The sequence below is a fragment of the Paenibacillus diazotrophicus genome, from assembly GCF_042610465.1.
Genome location: NZ_JBGJZN010000001.1, coordinates 23,673 through 42,774 on the forward strand (window position 1 = coordinate 23,673; position 19,102 = coordinate 42,774).

The window sequence follows — 19,102 nt, forward strand, 5'->3', positions numbered from 1 at the left end:
CTTCGCGGCAGGATATCTAAGAGATGCTGCGGATACACGCGGCATAGGTTGTATATAGCGGTAAGTGACGATTACTTCCGTTTTTTTAATTTTTTGGTGATCTTTTTATGCGAAGCAAAAAGGAGAATTCTCTGGTTTTGCCGCCAGGTTCTATAGAATAAAGCGAAGCTTATTGAGTGGAAAGTACCGAAGGAGAAGTTTGGAACTGTAGGAGCGGAGCTTCCGCCTTTATGTTTGGATTTCTACCGCTTATAGCGGTTAATATCAGGAAATCCAAACAAAACAGCGGCCGGAAGTCCAAACATTCCCCGCAGTTACGCCGGACACCAATCAGCATAGTCTTTTTCTATTGAACATTATTGGCAACAAACCTCGAAGAATTTCCCTTCAGCTAGGCGGTAAGGTATCACCAATATTTAAAACGCGGACAGATTTGAGGAACAGAAGGTGAACGAATGAGCAGTTTATCAGAACAGTTTTTGCCGGCTTTTCTGGAAGAGGTCGTTGGTGACCGCTTTGGCCGGTATTCCAAATATATCATTCAGGACCGGGCGATTCCGGATGTACGCGATGGGCTGAAGCCGGTGCAGCGCCGGATTCTGTATGCGATGTATGATTCGGGTAACACCCCGGACAAGCCATACCGCAAGTCTGCCAAAACAGTCGGGGATGTGATGGGGAATTATCATCCGCATGGAGACTCATCCATTTACGAAGGTATGGTACGGATGGCGCAGCCCTGGAAATTAGGTCATGTGCTTATAGACGGACACGGCAACTGGGGTTCGATGGATGATGATCCCGCGGCAGCGATGCGTTATACAGAAGCGCGGCTGTCACCGATCGCGATGGAGATGATGCGCGATATCGAGAAACGCACGGTGCTGTTCAAGGACAATTTTGATAACACAGCCAAGGAGCCGGTGGTGGTACCCTCCCGTTATCCGAATCTGCTGGTCAATGGGACCAGTGGCATTTCGGCTGGCTTTGCGACAGAAATTCCTCCGCATAATCTGCGTGAGGTGATCGACGCCTGCATCGCTGTCATGCAGAAGCCGGATATTGAATTGGAGGATATCATGACCTTTATCAAAGGTCCTGATTTTCCGACAGGCGGTACTATTATGGGCGGCGAAGGCATCATGGATGCTTACCGCACAGGCAAAGGGCGCATTTATTTACGCTCCAAGACGGAGATTGAAACGCTTCGGGGCGGAAAACAGCAGATTGTGATCACTGAGGTGCCATTCCAGATCGTCAAATCCCGACTGGTCACTTCCATGGAGAATATCCGGCTGGAGAAAAAGATTGAAGGTATCGCCGAAGTCCGCGATGAGAGTGGACGCGATGGCCTGCGAATCGTAGTTGAGCTTAAGAAAGAGGCGGATGCCCAGGGGATTCTTGCCTATCTGCTCAAAAAAACCGACCTGCAGATCACATATAATTTCAACATGGTTGCTATTGTTAACAAGTCTCCACAGCAGCTTGGCCTTAAAGCTATTCTGGAGGCTTATATTGCCCACCAGCGTGAGGTAGTTACCCACCGCACCCAGTTCGACTTGGAAAAGGCAGAGGACCGTGCCCACGTACTGGAAGGGCTGGTTAAAGCGCTGAATATCCTGGACGAGGTGATCGCCGCTATTAAAGCGTCGAAGAACCGCCAGGATGCCCAGAACAATCTGGTCTGGATGTTCGGATTCAGTGAAAGACAGGCGGACTCCATCCTTACCTTGCAATTGTACAGACTAACCAATCTGGAGATTCATTCCCTCCAGAAGGAGCTGGACGATATGCATGCACGGATTGCTGTACTGCAGGGTATTCTGGACAGCGACAAGAAATTGATCGCTGTTATCCGTAAAGAGCTTATCGAAATCCGCGATAAATATGGTATCGACCGCCGCTCCCTCATACAGGGTGAGGTCGAAGAGCTTAAGGTCAGTCTTGAAGTGCTTGTGAACGCTGAGGATGTCCTTGTAGCTCTTTCAGCTGACGGATATATCAAGCGGACAGGCATGCCTTCCTTCACACGTTCAGGCGGCGAACGCCACGCTTCGGGCGTGAAGGAAGGCGACCATATCATCAAGCTGATGGACCTGAATACAAGGGACAGCCTGCTTGTCTTCACCCGCAGAGGGCAATATTTCCTTCTGCCCGTGCACCAGATCCCGGAGTTCAAATGGAAGGAACCCGGAACAGCGATAGTGAACGTGATTGGTCTGGCCAAAGGAGATGGAATTGTAAGCATTCTTCCTGTCGGCAATATGGAGGATCCGCAGGCTAGTCTGGTCTTCATCACCCGCAAGGGACAGGTGAAGCGAACCGAGCTCAAGGAATACTCGACCACCCGTTCAGGGGCCGTTGCGGCATGCAAAGTGGCCGATGGGGATGAGGTCATCACAGTGGCACTGAGCAGTGGTGATAAGGAGATCGTGCTGGTGACCCGGGAGGGCATGAGCATCCGTTTCCGTGAGAGCGAAGTGAATCCTATGGGGCGTGTAGCCAGTGGGGTAAGGGGAATTCAATTGCGTGAAGGTGACGAAGTGGTCTCTTGCTTCTGGGTCAGTGAAGATGAAGGTGAAATCCTGTCGGTAACCGAAATTGGTTATGCCAAACGAACCTTGCTGCTGGATTACCCGGCGCAGAGCCGCGGCGGCAAAGGGATGCCAACCTTCGAATTCAAAGAGGGCAAGCGAGTCCGTCCGAACGGCAGCAGAATCTCAGGCGCTTTTTATTGCCGCGAACCGCTTGAACTGGTGGCAATATCCCGTAGTGGAGCAACTTATTCCTTCTCCTCGGAAGCGGCGCCGCTCAGCGAACGGCGTTCGATAGGCAAGCAACTGGTCGCCATTGAGAAGAAGGACGAGATTATCAGCCTATTCCCTGCAATTAAGTAGTACTATGTAATATTCTTGAGTTCACAAAGTTATGAAGAAATTAACGGTGTCCTGAATCCCCATTTGGAGAACAAGGACACCGTTTTATGATACATACACCATACTCTGATTCTGATTCAAAGGATGCATTTCAGTATGGCTTTGGGCTATTTATTTTTTCCTTTTGCAGGAAATGGAAGTTTTCTCGCGAAAATGTAGATATGACGACCCGAAATGAACCCATCCTTATTGATCAAGAAAGGACGGAATACGTGTGCACTCCACTGAATTCAGTAAGATCTGGCATAAAATATTAAAGGATTACAAGTTACATATGGACAGCAATCTTGCCCCTACACTTACAGACGCGCAACTTACTGTACTGGAATTACTACAGGAGCGTGACGCGATGAAGCCTTCTGATCTTGCACCGCATCTGGCGACAAGCCCGGCAGCAGTAACGATGCTGCTGGACCGGATGGAGAAACATGGTCTGATAGTGCGGGAGCGTGATGCTGCGGACCGGCGGATTGTATGGGTGAGCATTACGGAGACGGGCAAGAAAGAGACCGAACGCGGACTTCAGATCCGCAGCGATTTTTTTGCTGAAGCGCTAGACCCGATCTCTTCCCATAACCAGCAGCTGCTGCTCTATCTGATGGGGAAGATGGCGGTGGCACCAACATCTACATCAACACCGACACCGACACCAGAGGGCTCAATGCCCTGATGCCGGCGGCGGTCTATAAGAATGTGCTATGTTCATTCTTAGAGAAATATATTCATGCATATACAAAAGCAGGCCTCCTTTAACGGATGGCCTGCTTTTGTATATGTGGTGTCCACAGATTCCACGGATGGGTCTGCGGCGGCAGCGAGATTAGTTCAACTTCTTCTTTGGTGACGGGATGCGGGAAGCCGACAAGTGCGGACCATAGAGCGATCTGCTGGCCGGGCTTGTTCACAGCAGCCCCGTATTTCTGATCACCATACAGGGGACAGCGGATGCCGCTGAGCTGAACCCGGATCTGGTGGGAACGTCCGGTGAGCAAATCGATCTTGAGCAGACTGTAACCTTCAACACTGCCGAGAACCGTATAATCCAGAATGGCTTCTTTGCCTCCGGGTGTGCCTTGGCGGACTATCGTCACCGTGTTACTCTTGGCATCCTTTAGGAGAGTGTTGACCAGACGCCCCTGCGCAGCCGGTGGCTTGCCGTGAACCACGGTCAGATAAACCTTGTTGAAACTGTGGGAGCGGACACTCTCCGACAGCCGTGAAGCGGCTTTGGAGGTCTTGGCGAAGATCATGGCTCCTCCAACCGGACGGTCTAGCCGGTGAACCAGTCCCATATATACGTTGCCCGGCTTCTGAAAGCGCTCCTTCACATCCTCTTTGAGCAGGCTGAGCAGATCAGGATCACCTGTAGCGTCTTCCTGCACCGGAATATTCACAGGCTTCACGATGCCCAGCAGATGATTGTCTTCGTACAGAATCTCGAACCGGGAGCTTCCACTACCGGATTCACTGAGTGTGCCGGGTGTCATTCCTGACATGCTTTACGCCTCCCAGCGGCCCAGAATTCCGCAAGGCAGGTTCATTCCGGAGGCCGTAATCGGCAGGCCAATTTCACCGGAGGTCAGCTTACCGCCGTAACGTTTGCCCATTGTCATCGAGAGCATGTTCCGCAGAACGGTTGGTGAAATACCAGTGGTGTAGGAGTTGATCAGCATGAATAGCGGTCTGTCGCTCATAATCTCCATGCAGCTCTCCAGGAACGGATACAGGCTTGCTTCCAGTTTCCACATTTCACCGCCGGGGCCTCTGCCATAGGATGGCGGGTCCATGATAATCGCATCGTATTTGCTGCCGCGGCGCTGTTCACGCTGAACGAATTTGAAAACATCATCGGTGATGTAACGAACCGGCCGCTCAGCCAAACCCGACAGCTGCACATTTTCCTTTGCCCATTGGACCATACCTTTGGCAGCATCCACGTGAACGACTGAAGCTCCTGCGCTGGCAGCAGCAACAGTAGCCCCACCTGTATAGGCAAAAAGATTGAGCACGGAAATTGGACGGCCCGCTTCAGCGATCTTGTCCATCATCCAGCGCCAGTTGGCCGCCTGTTCGGGGAACAGGCCGGTATGCTTGAAGTTGGTCGGACGCAGGTGGAATTTCAGCTTGCCGTAGCTGATTTTCCAATCGTCTGGAATGGTCTTCTTCATTTCCCACTGTCCGCCTCCGGCTGAACTGCGGTGGTAATGACCATGCACATCGCGCCATTTCGCGGTCTCATTGGCAAGCGGCCAGATGATTTGCGGGTCCGGACGACGCAGGATGATATCACCCCAACGCTCCAGCTTCTCTCCGCCTCCAGTGTCTAGTACTTCGTAGTCCTTCCAATCACTTGCTATATACATTATTAATCCATCCTTCAAAAAGTCATTTAGCCTTTATTGTACAACATTTAGCCTTGCAGCTACAAACAAAATGGTTGCAAAGCTGCGATTCTTCTCATTTTACCCCAATCCTCCATTAAGTATATTATTTCCATAGAATGGAGTGAAGTAAGAAGACTAATGAGTGCAGCTAAAAGGATTCGCAGAGGAAAAGAGAGGTCTGTAATTCTGGCGCTTCTGGCAATGATTGTGTATGATCGGATTGTGTTCTATAGAACTACTAGAAGGGAGGCAGGACCGGATGTTTGATCTTTCGCAGCTATATTATCCGATTACGGCAAGGCCCGCCGGAGCCAGTGAGGTTCTGCCCTGCAAGGCACTGCGGCCGTATATCCGCTGCTTCTGGGGACCTGGAGCCCTTCCGCAGACAAGTGGGCCAGAACCGAAGGTGATCCTGACAGGCGGGCCAACCTCTGGCCCTCAGGAGCGGGAAGTGATTATACCGGACACCTGTATGGATATTATTTGGGAGTGGGATGAGCATACGGGGGAGTCTGAAGGGGTTTTTTGCGGAATTAATGATGCTCCGTTCGAAGTGGGACAAGCCGAGGAGTCAACCGGCAGGCTGTACTTCGCTATCCGTTTTCATTTCTGGGCCGTGCACTTATTCACGGATGATCACCTCAGAGATGTTCTTAATGTTCATGTTCCGGTGGAGCAATATTTTGCTTCTTTTCGCAAAGAGCTGGGTTATAGGCTGGCCGCCTCTCTTTCATATACAGAACGTATCGCAATGGTGGAAGAATATCTGCTTGAGCGCCTGGAACGCACCGGGCATAGCCGGGATAGCTTGCTGAACGCCGTCTACAGTATTCTTAGGCAGAGAGGGGCCGTTAATGTCAGAGAGCTTGAGAGCTCAGCAGGGGTAAGCAGCCGGCAACTGGAAAGGCTTTTCCGGGAATACATCGGGCTTTCTCCGAAAAAAACAGCAGATTTGGTCCGGTTTCAAAATGTATGGCTTGATATATACCGTTCTCCTCCCCCAGAAAGGGCGATGCAGGATGTAGTATACGATTACCATTACAGCCACCAGTCGCATATGATCAACAGCTTCAAGAAATTTGCCGGCAGAACGCCGCTTGAGGCTTTGGCTTATGCCCGGAGGTAGATGTCGTTTTTTTGCAATACATTAATTACAGGAGCAGGTACACTGATGTCAGCGGGCCAATGTGCAGCTAGTAAATAATCTTGAAGGAGTGCGGGCAGATGATTTCTTCTTTTGAAGGTATTAACTTGTATACCAAGGATACGGCCACTTTGGCAAAATTTTATGCTGAACTGCTGGGGGTTCCGGTTCCATTTGAGGGATTTGGTAACTATGACGGCGCGAAGATCGGTTTTGACCGTGGACAGCCGGGGCTGATTATCTGGGATGAGAACAAATGGGGCAAGCACACTACCGGAGTTGTTAATCTGGTGTTTTCCTGCAGCAGTCTGGACGAGACCTATGAGCAGCTTAAAGCGCGGGGATTGGATTGTCAGCCGCCGGCTACCATGGAGTATGGTGGAAAAGAAATGAACTTCCGTGATCCGGACGGCAATGGAATTACGTTACTGGAAGGCGCATATTAAGCTTGTTGTACCCATGGTGAATGTATTTGTTCAAAGCGTTGAAGGCGGACTCTAACGGTGAAGGAACCGGAGGGTCCGTTTTTTGTGTGTTTATATTGACAATGAGAATCATTATCAAATAGAATGGGATTAGCAATACTTGATTTAAATTTAAACTTGTTTGATTGGTATAAAAAGTGTGCTTACTTTGGGAGGAAACCATACATGGCTAAAGTATTAGTAGCATATGCCAGCTTGACTGGCAACACGGAGGAAATGGCTGAGCTGATTGTGGAAGGTATACGCCAGGCCGGTGGTGAGGCGGTTCTGAAATCGGTCACAGACTGCAATGCAGATGAGATAAAAGCCTATGAAGGCGTTCTGCTAGGGGCATATACCTGGGGAGATGGCGAACTGCCGGATGAATTCCTGGATTTCTATGAGGAGATGGATGAGCTGGATTTGACAGCCTTCAAGGCTGCCGCCTTCGGCAGCGGAGATACGGGTTATGAAATATACTGCGGTGCCGTCAATCAGATTGAGGAGAAGCTGAGGGAACGCGGAGCGGATATTATACAGGAAAGCCTGAAGATTGAATACGGGCCTAACGCAGCGGAAAAAGAAGCCTGCCGCAGCTTTGGCCGCCAATTTATCGAGACCTGCGCGGCGGTATCCTAAGAATGGGCGGCGCGGCGGGAAGCAGGACCGTTGGGGCACGAGATCTACATGCCGTACAATACAGACGGCTGGATGATTTTCGTATGGAGCATATTATGCTGGGAGGATCAGAACATACCGGGAACGGGTCGCAGGCCACCGGGCTGCCGCGCTGGAGACAACAGGTGCAGTATGCGGTTGGGCATACGCTGAATGACTTCTATAGTCTGCAGCCTGAGGTGCGCAGCGAAACGCCGATTCAGTTCCTGCTGGAGCGGCGCTGGCCGCCCAGAGGGGATGCTTTTCCATCGCTGATGCATTATTGGGAGGTCAAGAACGCCGTCTCCGATGAACTGATGCGGATCGTCAGTGTGAATCATCTGCAGGAGGTGCCGGTGCTGCTGTATGAGCAGTGGCATGTCCCGGTGCCGGAGCTGGAGATTGAGCTGGCGATGATTTTTCAGCTGGCCTGGAATGCTGTGGTTCCCGGACGCTGCCTCAGGATTCAGAAATTCATGGTGAATGGAAATGATGAGGTCATTACAGGATTTCTGCATATGGCCAATGTATTTTGTCATCAGGCTTATGGAATGCCAGCCGAAAGGGTGGAGGTATACTCACTTTTGGACGGCCGCCGGTATAGGTTTGATGGTGCAGGAATCCAGCTTACGGAATCAATGGATTATGTACGGTTGTTGTCCGTATTCCTGGGGCGGGAGGAGTCGGCTTCGAAGCTGCTGAAATACGGAGAACGCAGAAGCGAACAGGATGAGCTGGTCCAACGGGGTTATGGGCTGATGTGAGCGGCGCATGACTACACTATAGCTTGCGCTTGCAAGCAGACGGCCAAGACGATAAGGTTAAGAACAGGGGGGTGTTCGAAACCATGCCAGAACCAATCAAAACGTATAACACCGCGGTGGAGGCCACGCTTGAGGTAATAGGCGGCAAGTGGAAGCCGGTCATTCTATTTTTTCTTACCTTTGGCAAGAAGCGTAACGGTGAGTTCATGAGTTTGATGCCAATTATCACCCAGAAGGTCCTGACCCAGCAGCTACGAGAGCTGGAAGAGGATGGCGTGATTCAGCGGACTGTATTCAATGTGGTTCCTCCCAGAGTCGAGTATGAGCTGACCGATTACGGCTGGAGCCTCAAGGAAATTCTGCACCTGATGTGCAGATGGGGCGATGCCCATATTGAGCGGGTCTACGGTGATCAAGCCGCCGTGCTGGCCCAGCCGCAAACGAAAGATTAAAGAAGCCTGACCCGGCAGGATAGGGTCAGGCTTTTTACGCTGTTCAGGAAGGATGAATCCCCACGTTTACGGGATGATCTTACGATTGCGCAAGTCTGCAAAAATACGCATAAACATCGCCTCTGTATCGACAAATTCATGAAATCCGAACCGCCGGGCCTTGCTTCCGTCGGCAAAAAAATCATAATCCCAGGAGAATACAAAATCGCCGAATCCCCATGAAGATACATCCTGATAGCGGTTCGGTTCCAGCCCATATTTCTCTACCATGCGATTCCACAGCTGTTCCTTGTCATCCATCACTGCCGAGAGTGACATCGGCAGCGGCGGTGCTGTCTCAAGTCCGAAAAATGCGGCAAGCTTCGGCCAGAGCTCCTCCCAGCGAAACAGATCGCCATTGGTAATGTTGAAGGCCTGATTGGCACAGCGGGTGTCTGTCGCTGCCCACACGGTTGCCTCTGCCAGCAGACCTGCATCCGTCATTTCCAGCAGACTGTGATAGGCACCCGGCTTACCCGGGAAACGGAGCGGAAGTCCCAGCTCCTTAGAGATTGAGGCATAGACGGCGATGACCATAGCCAGATTCATCGGATTGCCAAGTGCGAAGCCGCAGACCACAGATGGCCGGAGTGCTGACCAGGTCCAGGTTTTGCCCATCTGCCGCTTCTCAAGAAAGTCCTGTTGATCAATATTGAATTCTGGCGGCATATGATTGGCGTCTGTCTCCCGGGCAGGGGTCTTGAAGGGACCCAGATGGGCTCCATAGACCTTATAGCCCTGCATGAGGCTTATGTGCTGCAGTTTGTAGGCAATAGGCTCTATCGCTTCGACAACGTTCACCAGCATGGCCAGATTAGGAGGGACCAGCTCCGCCCAGGTTGGACGATCCTGATAGGCGGCGTAGAAAAGATGGGTCACCTCGGGCAAAGCCGCAAGCTTTTGACGAGAATCTTCAGGGTTAAGTAAATCGGCCGCGATATAGCGGACACGGCTTGTATCTTCTCCGCCCCGGCGTGAAATTCCGATAATGTCCCATTCGGGTAGTGTAACCAGATATTCAATCAGATTGCGTCCGATCACTCCATTCGCTCCTATAACCAGTGCGGTTTTGCGTCCTGCTGTATCATCTAGCATCATAAGCGGGTTCTCTCCTTTAACTTGTGTATGACCTCATTATGTCTGCTGGATGAGGGAGCGGATAGTACGCACTTTGAGGTTATATAGGCACCTGAGAGTAACAATGACGCTTTCGATGATTGTGTGAAGCCTTAAAGGTATACAAAAAAGCACCCTATCTTAAGGCCTGAGCCATAAGAAAAGATGCTGTTCAGATTGCAATCCACTAGCCGATATAGCGGTAATACTCCTGTTTGTTCAAAATAACAAAACCGCAGCTTTCATACAGCTTCAGCGCATTGGGATTGTCGAGTGCCACTTCCAGATTCACGCCATTGTAATTGTGCCGCTCCCGTTCAATCGTCTGCAAAAGCGCGCTCCGGCCAATGCCGAGTCCCCGCAGCTTCTTGTCCACGGTAAACCCGTAGATCCAGGTTTCGTTGTCTTCCGTCCACAGCCGCATCTTGCCGGCAGGTTGGCCATTCATTTCAATCACGATTTGCTCCTGCTGATGGTCATTCATCTGCTGTATATACATCTCCGCGGCATCCTCTTTAGACATGTCAAACCCTTCAGCATCCAGTTCGACAAGAATATCAGTTTCATCCTGACGCGCAGGCCGGAGGATTACGGTTCCAGCGGCAGAACTGGCTTCGACCGAGCCTAATGGTACAGAAGTTCCATCCCATTTCATCTGATATTCCGCATGATTGAATTTCAGAGGAAGGGTCTTCAGAAATCCGGCTGCCGAGGCCGAACTTGCCGGGGCATTGAGCAGCAGTGTTCTTATATTACTGCGTTTGATGATGCTTTGGGCTCTTTCCCATAGGGAGGTAAAAATGCCTCTGCGCCGGAATCCCGGACGCACCATTCCGCAGACTTCCATTTCGCCGGCGAATCCGTACAGTCCTATAAAACCTACCAGTTCCTCTTCCTCATAAGTTACCAGCCATTCGGCACCGCCGGATTCTGGAGGCATACGCAGCATGTCCCAATTCAGCTTCAGGCTGATGCCTTCGTATTGCTCGCAGCGCTGCTGCAATTGCTCTATATCTTTTAATGTATCAGCTGTAGTCAAACGTATATCCTCCTGAAAGTTTAATCCCTTAGTGGTCTCCTGTACTGCTCTCAGTTGCTGAGAACATCCCCGTATTCTGCATGTTTCTTGAATTGATGTGCAGCATAAGGACACTGGGGTACAATCTTGACCTGTTCAGCGCGGGCTTTATCCACAACCGCACGCACAAGCTTCTCACCGGCACCTTGGCCGCGCAGATCTTCGGAGACAAAGGTATGGTCAATAATCCAATTCCCCGTTGCCTCTTCCGTTCTGTATGTAATCTCGGCAAGGTCCTGTCCGTCACCAGCAATATAAAAACGTCCTTCTCCCTGTTCAATCTGTCCCATATTCTTCACTCCAATCCGGTTATAGTGTCTATATTTTACTACCGTGATCTGGAAAAAGCGAGGTCACGACCATTGGAGAGCGTGTTCACATGAAATATTAACCCACACCCGCTGCCTCTTTGCCAAGGAGGTTGGTAAGTAGCAGGCTCCTGTTTTCCGTGGTGGCGGAAGCGGACATTTTGTGGCCTGTCATTTGGTTTAAATCAGATACAAATGGGATAAAATTGAACTATCTCCTATATCGGCTTGCTCTGTACTCAGTGCTATACTGTTTCCACTGTAGGCAAATATGGTTAATAAGAGACTAATTAGACTTACATATCTAATTGGTCTTGTTTTTTGTTTTGGAACAAGAATTACTCCATGCAGCTAAGCTGATCCAACTTGGCGTATGCTTCCGGCGCAGTTTTTTAAGCTGAACCACTGGTGTATCGTCAAAAAAATTTTAGGAGGAATATCATGAATACCACAGTACGTTTGACTGAAAGATCCGGCTCGACCTCTTCACAGCGGAGCAAAGGCTTTGTACCGGTTGTCGTCTACGGTGCAGGTTCAGATAGCCAGTCCTTTACAGCGGATGCGAAGACATTGAACGAAATTCTGGGCAAAAACCCCCGTGCTATTTTGAAGGTGGAATTCCCGGATTCCGGCTCTAAAAATGTAGTGATTCAGGAGGTGCAGCGCCAGCCGTTGTCCCGCAAGCTGCTCCATGTGGATCTTCATCAGATCGACATGAAAGCCACACTGGACACCAAGGTTGCTTTTCACTTCACTGGAGATCCTGCCGGTGTGAAGAACGGCGGCATTCAGCAGGTTGAGCTCTATGAGCTGGATATCCGCACTTTGCCGGACAAGCTGACAGCGACCTTTGAGGTGGATATTACCGGCCTCGACATTGGGGACCAATTGCTGGTCTCGGATCTGCCGAAGCATGAAGGCTGGGAAGTACTGACGCCCGAGGATACGCTGATTGTCCGTATTGCACCTCCGGTAGCACTGGAAGAGCCTGCAGATACGGAAACAGACACACCGGAAGCTGCTGAAGCTTCCGAAGTGCAAAAAACTGAGGAATAAGCCTGAACTCGGCCAAACCGGCCTACCCATATGTATAGCAAAAAGGAGCAGACCCTATCCTTGCCAAGGAATGGTCTGCTCCTTTTTGCGTGCCTATGGGAATCCTTGAAATAGTTTTGAAGAATGAGCGGAAATCATCCTAAAGGCGGAGGTTTGCTGTATTGCTGTGGAATACAATCGGAAGTATCCAAGTGTACGAATCAGTAAGGAGAATCCAAGAATAAGGAGTGGAATCTGTGAATTCAGCCTCAAAAACGCCCAATCTGGGTATTGTTATTGCCGGTTTGCTGCTAGGCATACTTATGGCCTCTATGGACAGCACAATTGTCGCTACAGCGATGGGCAACATTGTCGGTGAACTGGGTGGCATGGACAAATTCGTCTGGGTCACTTCAGCATACCTGGTTGCCGAAATGGCGGGGATGCCTATTTTCGGCAAGCTGTCGGATATGTACGGCCGTAAAAAGTTTTTTATCTTTGGAATTATTGTGTTTATGGGCGGCTCAGCCTTGTGCGGTACGGCAGAGACGATTACCCAGCTGGCCGCTTACCGAGCCATTCAGGGAATCGGTGGGGGCGCGCTGGTACCGATTGCCTTTGCCATTATGTTCGATGCGGTCCCGCTGGAGACACGCGGTAAGCTTGGCGGCGCTTTTGGAGCGGTGTTCGGTCTTTCCAGCATATTCGGACCGTTGCTTGGGGCTTATATTACAGATCATATTGCCTGGCAGTGGGTCTTCTATATCAACCTGCCGCTGGGAGTGATTGCTTTGCTTATGGTCGTGGGCTTCTACCGGGAATCAGTGGAGCATTCGAAGCAGCCGATTGACTGGCTGGGTGCGGGAACGCTGCTGGGCGCCGTGATCAGCTTGATGTTTGCTCTGGAACTGGGCGGTAAAGAATACGCCTGGAGCTCCGGGTTAATTCTGGGGTTGTTCGGAGCTTTTGCTGTTCTTACAGTCTTATTCCTGTTCGTTGAGACGAAGGCTAAGGAGCCGATTATTTCTTTTGCCCTGTTCCGGCAAAGACTGTATGCCTCCAGTATTCTGTGTGCCTTATTCAGCGGTGCGGCTTTTATCGCCGCTTCCGTGTATATCCCGATCTTCATCCAAGGTGTGCTTGGCGGATCGGCTACGAATTCGGGGCTGGTGTTGCTGCCGATGATGGTCGCCTCAGTCGTAACAGCATCCACCGGCGGTTTCCTGATGGCCAAAACCAGTTACCGCAGCCTGATGGTGCCGACACTGGCCGTGCTTGTACTGGGAACGGGTCTTGTAGCTACGCTTACACCCGATGCCTCGCGCCTTCTCCTGACGCTGTATATGATCCTTATTGGACTCGGTATCGGGGCATCCTTTTCGGTACTCAGCACAGCAGCGATTCATGGCCTGACGCCTCAGCAGCGCGGATCAGCCAGCGCGACCATGAATTTTATCCGTTCGCTCGGCATGACCATTGGAATCACAACCTTTGGAATCCTTCAGAGCCATTATCTCAGCTCCAAGCTGTTAAATGATCTTGCGTGGTGGAGCGGTGGAGATCCTTCGGGCGGCCCACTTAATTTTAAGGACCCGCATGCGCTTCTATCCCCCGAGTTAAGGGCTCAGATTCCACAGGAAATTCTGGACAAAATAACGAATGGCCTATCTTTCTCGATCACTACCACATTCGCCTGGGCTGTCATACCTGCAGTGCTGGCGCTGGTGGCTGCATGCTTCATGGGACGCCAGAGGGTGGATGCATCGGCGGAAGGACAGGTGCCTTCCAGCCACTGAGACTGACATGCGAAGCTAAGCATCCGATCAAGCACATTTGCCCGTGCTACTCTTCACGGGAGACCAGAAAACGCAGGACGGTCTTCAGATTCTCCGGTTTTGTTCTGCGGTTATCCGTGATATATATTTCCCGGTGGGTTTTGGAGATCCGCCGAAGTCCATTCAGCCTGCAGTATTCCTCCATCCTCCTGAAGCTCGCCGGCTCATTATCGTAGGGTCCCAAATGTAGCATTTGCACACACAGTCCGTCTTCGCAGCTCGCGAAGACGGCTCTATCCAGCAAGGGTTGCGGCTTCGCGCGCTTAACCTTCTCCATCATTTCGGCGGCAAGAACCGGTGTGACAAAATCCGGCTGCCGGATCATTATGTTGTAGACCAGCTCATCCTTATCAAGTTCTGCCTTCAAACGTCCTTGTTCACTTAGATCCCATACACCCTCCAAGGGGAAAATGCTGTATTCATGATAACCTTCCGGAGCAGGACCTTTTTTGGGCAGCATCTTGACGGCATAAGATAGTGAATACAAGACACCAACAGCCTCTGCAAACTCATCACTGTTCGGGTTGCCATTCCCTGTCACCATGAAGTAGGGGTAGGCGGGAACCTTTATCAGCCCCGGTTCAGAAGGGGGCAGGTAGAATGCTTTTTCTTGTTTTTTCCACTCGTATTTCATAGTTATCCCTCCGTAATTCATAGCGGCTGGCCGCCATGATTCATAATTGCCTCCAGAATATCATGCCTAACTGGACAGGTGTCTGTCATATTAGCCAAAAGTGGATAATAATACTCTGCGAAGGTAGAATGGAAAAGAAGTGCACTATTCTAGAGTAAGCTAGGAGGAAATTCATTGATCATAAAGGCAGAACTAGTGCTGGATGCAAAGGCTGAGCTTGGCGAGGGTGCCCACTGGGACCCTGAAGCCGGGCGGCTAAATTGGGTGAATATTGAGGGCAAGCAGCTTCGGATAGTGGATTCCCGCACGCTTAATGAGAAGATCTACAGCTTCAAGCAAATGATTAGTGCGGCTGTTCCATCAGTTGGCGGCGGCTGGGTAGTGGCTTTGCAGGACGGGATATACAAATTCCGAGAAGATGAGTCTTTGGAATTACTGGCCGCAGTAGAGACAGAGCTTCCCGGGAACCGGCTGAACGATGCGAAATGCGATAGCAAGGGCAGATTATGGTTCGGCTCGATGAGCATGGAGAACAAGGAAGATGCGGGAAGCTTATATGTGATGGACCCCGAAGGCGAAGTGCGTAAGGTGCTGTCGGGTATCGGCATCTCCAATGGCATGGCCTGGGACGACAGCCGCGGGCTAATGTATTACATTGATACATTGACCCAGGGAGTCGATGTGATGGATTATGATCTGCAGAACGGGACAGTAAGCGGACGCAGAACTGTGGTACGGTTCACGGAAGGTGTTGGCAGCCCTGATGGAATGACGATTGACCGTGAGGGAATGATCTGGGTAGCCCATTGGAATGGCAGCTGCGTCTCGCGCTGGAATCCCCATACCGGAGAGCAGATTGGCAGAATCGAAGTACCGGCTCCATTCGTGACCTCCTGCGCTTTCGGAGGTGATCATCTGGACGAGCTGTACATCACTACAGCCAGAGGTGGCATGAATCCGGAAGAATTACAGCGCTGGCCGCTGGCTGGCGGATTATTCAAGGCGGACACGGGTGTGAAGGGATTGCAGGGCAACCGTTTTGCAGGTTAAGGTGCTTAGCGGGAAGCCGCCCATCCTGTTCTCCTGCTGATTAAGCATGGAGCAGGGGGTACATAGGATTTAGATCAGCTGAACTGGAAATGATATTGTGATTAGGGGAGGAACGGGTATGCAGCTTTTGAATTATTGGGAATCAGGAAGCCTGCGTCTCGGCGTGAAGAGAGCAGAAGGCATATTGGATGTAGAAGAGGCACTGCGTACGGTGCCAGCGCGGATAGCGGAAGCTGTACCGGCTACACTAAGAGAATTACTGGACGGAGGAGAGACCGCACTCGGCAGTTTGCGTGAATTCGTGGACAACTTGTCAGTAATGGGCGAAGCTACCCGGTTTATTTATAAAGAGGAAGCTTCGCTTGATTTCGCGCCCTGTGTGGCTGATCCCGGCAAAATCATCTGTGTCGGGCTGAACTACCGCAGACATGCCGAAGAAACCGGAATGCCGTTGCCTGAATATCCGATTCTTTTCAGCAAATTCACGAACAGTCTGGCCGGACACGGCATGGAGGTTCCTCTCCCGGGCACCACACAGAAGGTTGATTATGAAGCTGAGCTGGGCATTGTGATCGGCCGGACCGTCAAGAATATAAGCGAGGAAGAGGCGCTGGATGCAGTGTTTGGCTATTTTGCCACCAATGATCTGTCCGCACGTGATCTGCAGACGCGCACCAGCCAGTGGCTCGCAGGCAAATCATGCGACCGGTTCGCGCCGGTCGGGCCTTATGTGGTAACAAAAGATGAGGTGGGGGAGCCCGGTTTGCTGCGCATCAGAAGTTCGGTCAACGGGGAGATCCGCCAGGATTCCAACACTTCGGACATGATCTTCAATTGCCAGCAGATCATCAGCTATATCTCAGGGTGCATGACACTTTCTCCAGGGGACATCATTCTTACAGGAACCCCGGAGGGCGTTATGATGGGATATCCGCCGGAGCTTCAGATATACCTGCAGCCGGGTGACGAGGTTACTGTGGAGATTGAGAAGCTTGGGAGCTTAACTAACCGCATGATTGCAGACAAGGCTTAGGCGGAGGAGATGGGGATACAGCGGAATATCCGCTGCATCCTGGCGTCCGCACGAATTCATGGGATGTACGAAGGAAGGAGCCGTTCATTGGCAGAGCTTGCCAATGAACGGCTCATCTTTTTTTGAACCCCATAGCCTGCTACGGGAAATTCGTCCGTTGACCTGTGAAAATCGTCTGATACTGTCTTACCGCTCTCGCAGAAGGCCTGGCGGTCCTCTCTCCCGGCGGAGATCTGTTATGCCCTACAATGAAAGCGCAAACAAAATCCGGGTAGAGGAGATTTGATATGGGGGTACCTTCTGGCGAACTGCTTCGCGGTGTGGATCCGGTCCGGCGATCCCGCAGGAAGCTGCAGAACAAACACAAACTGTTTCTGATGGCGCTTCCTTTTCTTGTAGTGACCTTTGTTTTTTATTACCTGCCGGTTAGCGGGTGGATCTACGCCTTTTATGATTTCATCCCTGGTATTCCGCTGGCGGATACACCGTATGTAGGACTGAAGTGGTTCAGGACCATTGTTGCTAATCCCACGCAGACAGAAGAGGTGCTGCGCGTACTGAAGAACACAGTAGCTATGAGTTCACTCGGTCTGGTCACTTCTGTCTTTCCTGTTATTTTCGCCATATTGCTGACGGAGATACGGGCAGGCTGGTACCGCAAGTTCGTGCAGACGCTGACGACGATACCGAATTTTATCAGCTGGATTCTGGTCTATGCCCTGGCCTTCTCCCTGTTCTCTGTCGACAACGGCGTGGTGAACCACATTCTGATCCAGTTGGGATTTGTGAATGAGGAATTCAATTTCCTGGCCTCCAGTTCGCATATTTGGGTGACGATGATTGCCTGGTATTGGTGGAAGTCCCTGGGGTGGGGGGCTATTCTCTATCTGGCGGCTATTGCCGGCATTGACCAGGAACTGTATGAAGCGGCAGAAGTAGACGGGGCCAGCCGGTTCCGCAAAATCTGGCACATTACCGTTCCCGGTCTCATCCCGACCTTCTTCGTACTGCTGCTGCTCTCCATCGGGAATTTTGTCAACAACGGCATGGAGCAGTACTTTGCCTTCCAGAATGCCATGAACAAGGATGCGATAGAGGTGCTCGATTTATATGTGTACAATATCGCGTTTGCCAACAATTTTCCTTTCGCCACGGCGGTCAGCATGCTGAAGTCGGTCGTCAGTGTCATTCTGCTGTTTGCGGCCAATACGTTGTCCAAAGTTGTGCGCGATGAATCGATTATTTAAGGACGGTGATTCCAGTTGCGTAAAAAGCTAAAGCCCGGCGATGTCCTGTTCCAGGGAATCATCTATGTGCTCTTTGGTTTGTTCACCCTGAGCTGTATTTATCCCTTCTATTACCTGTTCATCAACACGATCAGCTCCAATGATCTCAGCGCGGCAGGCTACATCAAGTTCTACCCGCAGCAGATCCATTTCGACAACTATTCCAAGGTGCTGCGGATTAGCGGGCTTAGCCATGCAGCGCTGGTCTCGGTCTACCGGACAGTTGTCGGTACATTGCTAACTGTAGGCGCTTCGGGCTTTCTCGGTTATCTGTTTACGAAGAAGGAGATGTGGGGCCGTCAGGTCTGGTACCGTAGCGTCGTAGTCACCATGTATTTCAGCGCAGGGCTGATTCCCTGGTACATTACGATGCACAACCTGCATTTGACCAACAATTATCTGGCCTATATTTTGCCGACGATTATTACTCCGTTCAACATCATTCTTGTCAAAACCTTCGTTGAGGCGATTCCGCCCTCACTGGAGGAGTCGGCAGCTATGGACGGCGCAGGATACCTGCGGTCATTCTGGAGTATTATTGTCCCGCTGACCACTCCAATTCTGGCTACCATTACGATTTTCTCGGCGGTCAACCAGTGGAACTCCTTCATTGATACGGCATTCCTGATGACGGACACCAAATATTTCACGCTGCAGTTCCTGCTCTGGAGGTACCTGAATGAGTCCAGCTCGCTGGCTGCACTCATCCGAAGCTCCCCGGATATGGCTGCCAGTGTGCAGAACATGCAGACACCAACCTCTGTGCGGATGACGGTTACGATGATCGTTGTGCTGCCCATTCTGATTGTATATCCGTTTTTCCAGCGTTTTTTTGTCAAAGGCATCATGATCGGCGCTGTTAAGGGCTGACTGTTCAGTAACAGCAT

At 51.1% G+C, this 19,102-nt stretch carries 19 protein-coding genes; 13 read left to right on the plus strand and 6 right to left on the minus strand.

Annotated features, from left to right (window positions below):
• Positions 1-455 precede the first annotated feature (455 nt).
• Entirely contained in the window at positions 456-2,897 is a 2,442-nt protein-coding gene (gene gyrA, locus ACAN54_RS00090) for a DNA gyrase subunit A (protein ID WP_379150693.1), read from the plus strand.
• A gap of 253 nt (positions 2,898-3,150) precedes the next feature.
• On the plus strand, positions 3,151-3,606 hold the full coding sequence (locus ACAN54_RS00095; RefSeq protein WP_379150696.1) for a MarR family winged helix-turn-helix transcriptional regulator: 456 nt from the start codon (positions 3,151-3,153) through the stop codon (positions 3,604-3,606).
• A gap of 79 nt (positions 3,607-3,685) precedes the next feature.
• Here ACAN54_RS00095 and ACAN54_RS00100 read toward each other — a convergent pair whose 3' ends face one another.
• Both ACAN54_RS00100 and ACAN54_RS00105 read right to left on the minus strand, forming a co-directional pair.
• Complete coding sequence (locus ACAN54_RS00100; protein ID WP_379154059.1) at positions 3,686-4,423, minus strand: RluA family pseudouridine synthase; 738 nt, start codon at positions 4,421-4,423, stop codon at positions 3,686-3,688.
• A 12-nt stretch (positions 4,424-4,435) separates the two neighbouring features.
• Entirely contained in the window at positions 4,436-5,299 is an 864-nt protein-coding gene (locus ACAN54_RS00105; RefSeq protein ID WP_379150699.1) for a class I SAM-dependent methyltransferase, read from the minus strand.
• A 280-nt stretch (positions 5,300-5,579) separates the two neighbouring features.
• Here ACAN54_RS00105 and ACAN54_RS00110 point away from each other — a divergent pair, with 280 nt between their 5' ends.
• The 5 genes from ACAN54_RS00110 to ACAN54_RS00130 all read left to right on the plus strand — a co-directional run bounded on the left by ACAN54_RS00110 (position 5,580) and on the right by ACAN54_RS00130 (position 8,801).
• A complete protein-coding gene (locus tag ACAN54_RS00110) occupies positions 5,580-6,446 on the plus strand; it encodes a helix-turn-helix domain-containing protein (protein ID WP_379150702.1) in 867 nt (288 codons plus the stop codon).
• 98 nt (positions 6,447-6,544) lie between these two features.
• Positions 6,545-6,910 carry a VOC family protein gene (locus ACAN54_RS00115; RefSeq protein WP_379150705.1) on the plus strand — a complete coding sequence of 122 codons (366 nt, stop codon included), beginning with the start codon at positions 6,545-6,547 and terminating at the stop codon, positions 6,908-6,910.
• 204 nt (positions 6,911-7,114) lie between these two features.
• Positions 7,115-7,567 carry a flavodoxin gene (locus ACAN54_RS00120; RefSeq protein WP_379150708.1) on the plus strand — a complete coding sequence of 151 codons (453 nt, stop codon included), beginning with the start codon at positions 7,115-7,117 and terminating at the stop codon, positions 7,565-7,567.
• A gap of 83 nt (positions 7,568-7,650) precedes the next feature.
• Positions 7,651-8,349, plus strand: coding sequence for a hypothetical protein (locus ACAN54_RS00125; RefSeq protein WP_379150710.1), 699 nt, complete (start codon positions 7,651-7,653; stop codon positions 8,347-8,349).
• Between the two features lie 83 nt (positions 8,350-8,432).
• Positions 8,433-8,801 (plus strand): winged helix-turn-helix transcriptional regulator, encoded by a 369-nt coding sequence (locus ACAN54_RS00130; protein WP_379150713.1) that lies wholly within the window; start codon positions 8,433-8,435, stop codon positions 8,799-8,801.
• 66 nt (positions 8,802-8,867) lie between these two features.
• Here ACAN54_RS00130 and ACAN54_RS00135 read toward each other — a convergent pair whose 3' ends face one another.
• The 3 genes from ACAN54_RS00135 to ACAN54_RS00145 all read right to left on the minus strand — a co-directional run bounded on the left by ACAN54_RS00135 (position 8,868) and on the right by ACAN54_RS00145 (position 11,324).
• Positions 8,868-9,938 (minus strand): SDR family oxidoreductase, encoded by a 1,071-nt coding sequence (locus ACAN54_RS00135; RefSeq protein ID WP_379150716.1) that lies wholly within the window; start codon positions 9,936-9,938, stop codon positions 8,868-8,870.
• Positions 9,939-10,143: 205 nt separating this feature from the next.
• Entirely contained in the window at positions 10,144-10,995 is an 852-nt protein-coding gene (locus tag ACAN54_RS00140) for a GNAT family N-acetyltransferase (protein WP_379150719.1), read from the minus strand.
• Positions 10,996-11,045: 50 nt separating this feature from the next.
• A complete protein-coding gene (locus ACAN54_RS00145) occupies positions 11,046-11,324 on the minus strand; it encodes a GNAT family N-acetyltransferase (RefSeq protein ID WP_379150723.1) in 279 nt (92 codons plus the stop codon).
• 459 nt (positions 11,325-11,783) lie between these two features.
• Here ACAN54_RS00145 and ACAN54_RS00150 point away from each other — a divergent pair, with 459 nt between their 5' ends.
• Entirely contained in the window at positions 11,784-12,398 is a 615-nt protein-coding gene (locus ACAN54_RS00150) for a 50S ribosomal protein L25 (protein ID WP_379150726.1), read from the plus strand.
• A gap of 302 nt (positions 12,399-12,700) precedes the next feature.
• Entirely contained in the window at positions 12,701-14,173 is a 1,473-nt protein-coding gene (locus ACAN54_RS00155) for an MDR family MFS transporter (protein WP_379154061.1), read from the plus strand.
• A gap of 46 nt (positions 14,174-14,219) precedes the next feature.
• Here ACAN54_RS00155 and ACAN54_RS00160 read toward each other — a convergent pair whose 3' ends face one another.
• Entirely contained in the window at positions 14,220-14,846 is a 627-nt protein-coding gene (locus tag ACAN54_RS00160; RefSeq protein ID WP_379150730.1) for a GyrI-like domain-containing protein, read from the minus strand.
• 174 nt (positions 14,847-15,020) lie between these two features.
• Here ACAN54_RS00160 and ACAN54_RS00165 point away from each other — a divergent pair, with 174 nt between their 5' ends.
• The 4 genes from ACAN54_RS00165 to ACAN54_RS00180 all read left to right on the plus strand — a co-directional run bounded on the left by ACAN54_RS00165 (position 15,021) and on the right by ACAN54_RS00180 (position 19,085).
• Positions 15,021-15,896, plus strand: coding sequence for an SMP-30/gluconolactonase/LRE family protein (locus tag ACAN54_RS00165; RefSeq protein WP_379150733.1), 876 nt, complete (start codon positions 15,021-15,023; stop codon positions 15,894-15,896).
• 118 nt (positions 15,897-16,014) lie between these two features.
• Entirely contained in the window at positions 16,015-16,929 is a 915-nt protein-coding gene (locus ACAN54_RS00170; protein WP_379150736.1) for a fumarylacetoacetate hydrolase family protein, read from the plus strand.
• Positions 16,930-17,216: 287 nt separating this feature from the next.
• Positions 17,217-18,176: an ABC transporter permease gene (locus tag ACAN54_RS00175; protein WP_379150739.1), complete on the plus strand. Its 960-nt coding sequence runs from the start codon at positions 17,217-17,219 to the stop codon at positions 18,174-18,176.
• A 15-nt stretch (positions 18,177-18,191) separates the two neighbouring features.
• On the plus strand, positions 18,192-19,085 hold the full coding sequence (locus ACAN54_RS00180; RefSeq protein ID WP_379150742.1) for a carbohydrate ABC transporter permease: 894 nt from the start codon (positions 18,192-18,194) through the stop codon (positions 19,083-19,085).
• The last annotated feature ends 17 nt before the right edge of the window (positions 19,086-19,102 follow it).

Excerpts from the sequence above, each read along its gene's own strand:
- ACAN54_RS00150 (WP_379150726.1), top strand. The coding sequence starts at position 11,784 with ATGAATACCACAGTACGTTTGACTGAAAGATCCGGCTCGACCTCTTCA.
- ACAN54_RS00175 (WP_379150739.1), top strand. The coding sequence starts at position 17,217 with ATGGGGGTACCTTCTGGCGAACTGCTTCGCGGTGTGGATCCGGTCCGG.
- ACAN54_RS00170 (WP_379150736.1), top strand. The coding sequence starts at position 16,015 with ATGCAGCTTTTGAATTATTGGGAATCAGGAAGCCTGCGTCTCGGCGTG.
- gyrA (WP_379150693.1), top strand. The coding sequence starts at position 456 with ATGAGCAGTTTATCAGAACAGTTTTTGCCGGCTTTTCTGGAAGAGGTC.
- ACAN54_RS00160 (WP_379150730.1), bottom strand. The coding sequence starts at position 14,846 with ATGAAATACGAGTGGAAAAAACAAGAAAAAGCATTCTACCTGCCCCCT.
- ACAN54_RS00130 (WP_379150713.1), top strand. The coding sequence starts at position 8,433 with ATGCCAGAACCAATCAAAACGTATAACACCGCGGTGGAGGCCACGCTT.
- ACAN54_RS00125 (WP_379150710.1), top strand. The coding sequence starts at position 7,651 with ATGGAGCATATTATGCTGGGAGGATCAGAACATACCGGGAACGGGTCG.
- ACAN54_RS00115 (WP_379150705.1), top strand. The coding sequence starts at position 6,545 with ATGATTTCTTCTTTTGAAGGTATTAACTTGTATACCAAGGATACGGCC.
- ACAN54_RS00120 (WP_379150708.1), top strand. The coding sequence starts at position 7,115 with ATGGCTAAAGTATTAGTAGCATATGCCAGCTTGACTGGCAACACGGAG.
- ACAN54_RS00135 (WP_379150716.1), bottom strand. The coding sequence starts at position 9,938 with ATGATGCTAGATGATACAGCAGGACGCAAAACCGCACTGGTTATAGGA.
- ACAN54_RS00155 (WP_379154061.1), top strand. The coding sequence starts at position 12,701 with ATGGCCTCTATGGACAGCACAATTGTCGCTACAGCGATGGGCAACATT.
- ACAN54_RS00105 (WP_379150699.1), bottom strand. The coding sequence starts at position 5,299 with ATGTATATAGCAAGTGATTGGAAGGACTACGAAGTACTAGACACTGGA.
- ACAN54_RS00110 (WP_379150702.1), top strand. The coding sequence starts at position 5,580 with ATGTTTGATCTTTCGCAGCTATATTATCCGATTACGGCAAGGCCCGCC.
- ACAN54_RS00145 (WP_379150723.1), bottom strand. The coding sequence starts at position 11,324 with ATGGGACAGATTGAACAGGGAGAAGGACGTTTTTATATTGCTGGTGAC.
- ACAN54_RS00100 (WP_379154059.1), bottom strand. The coding sequence starts at position 4,423 with ATGACACCCGGCACACTCAGTGAATCCGGTAGTGGAAGCTCCCGGTTC.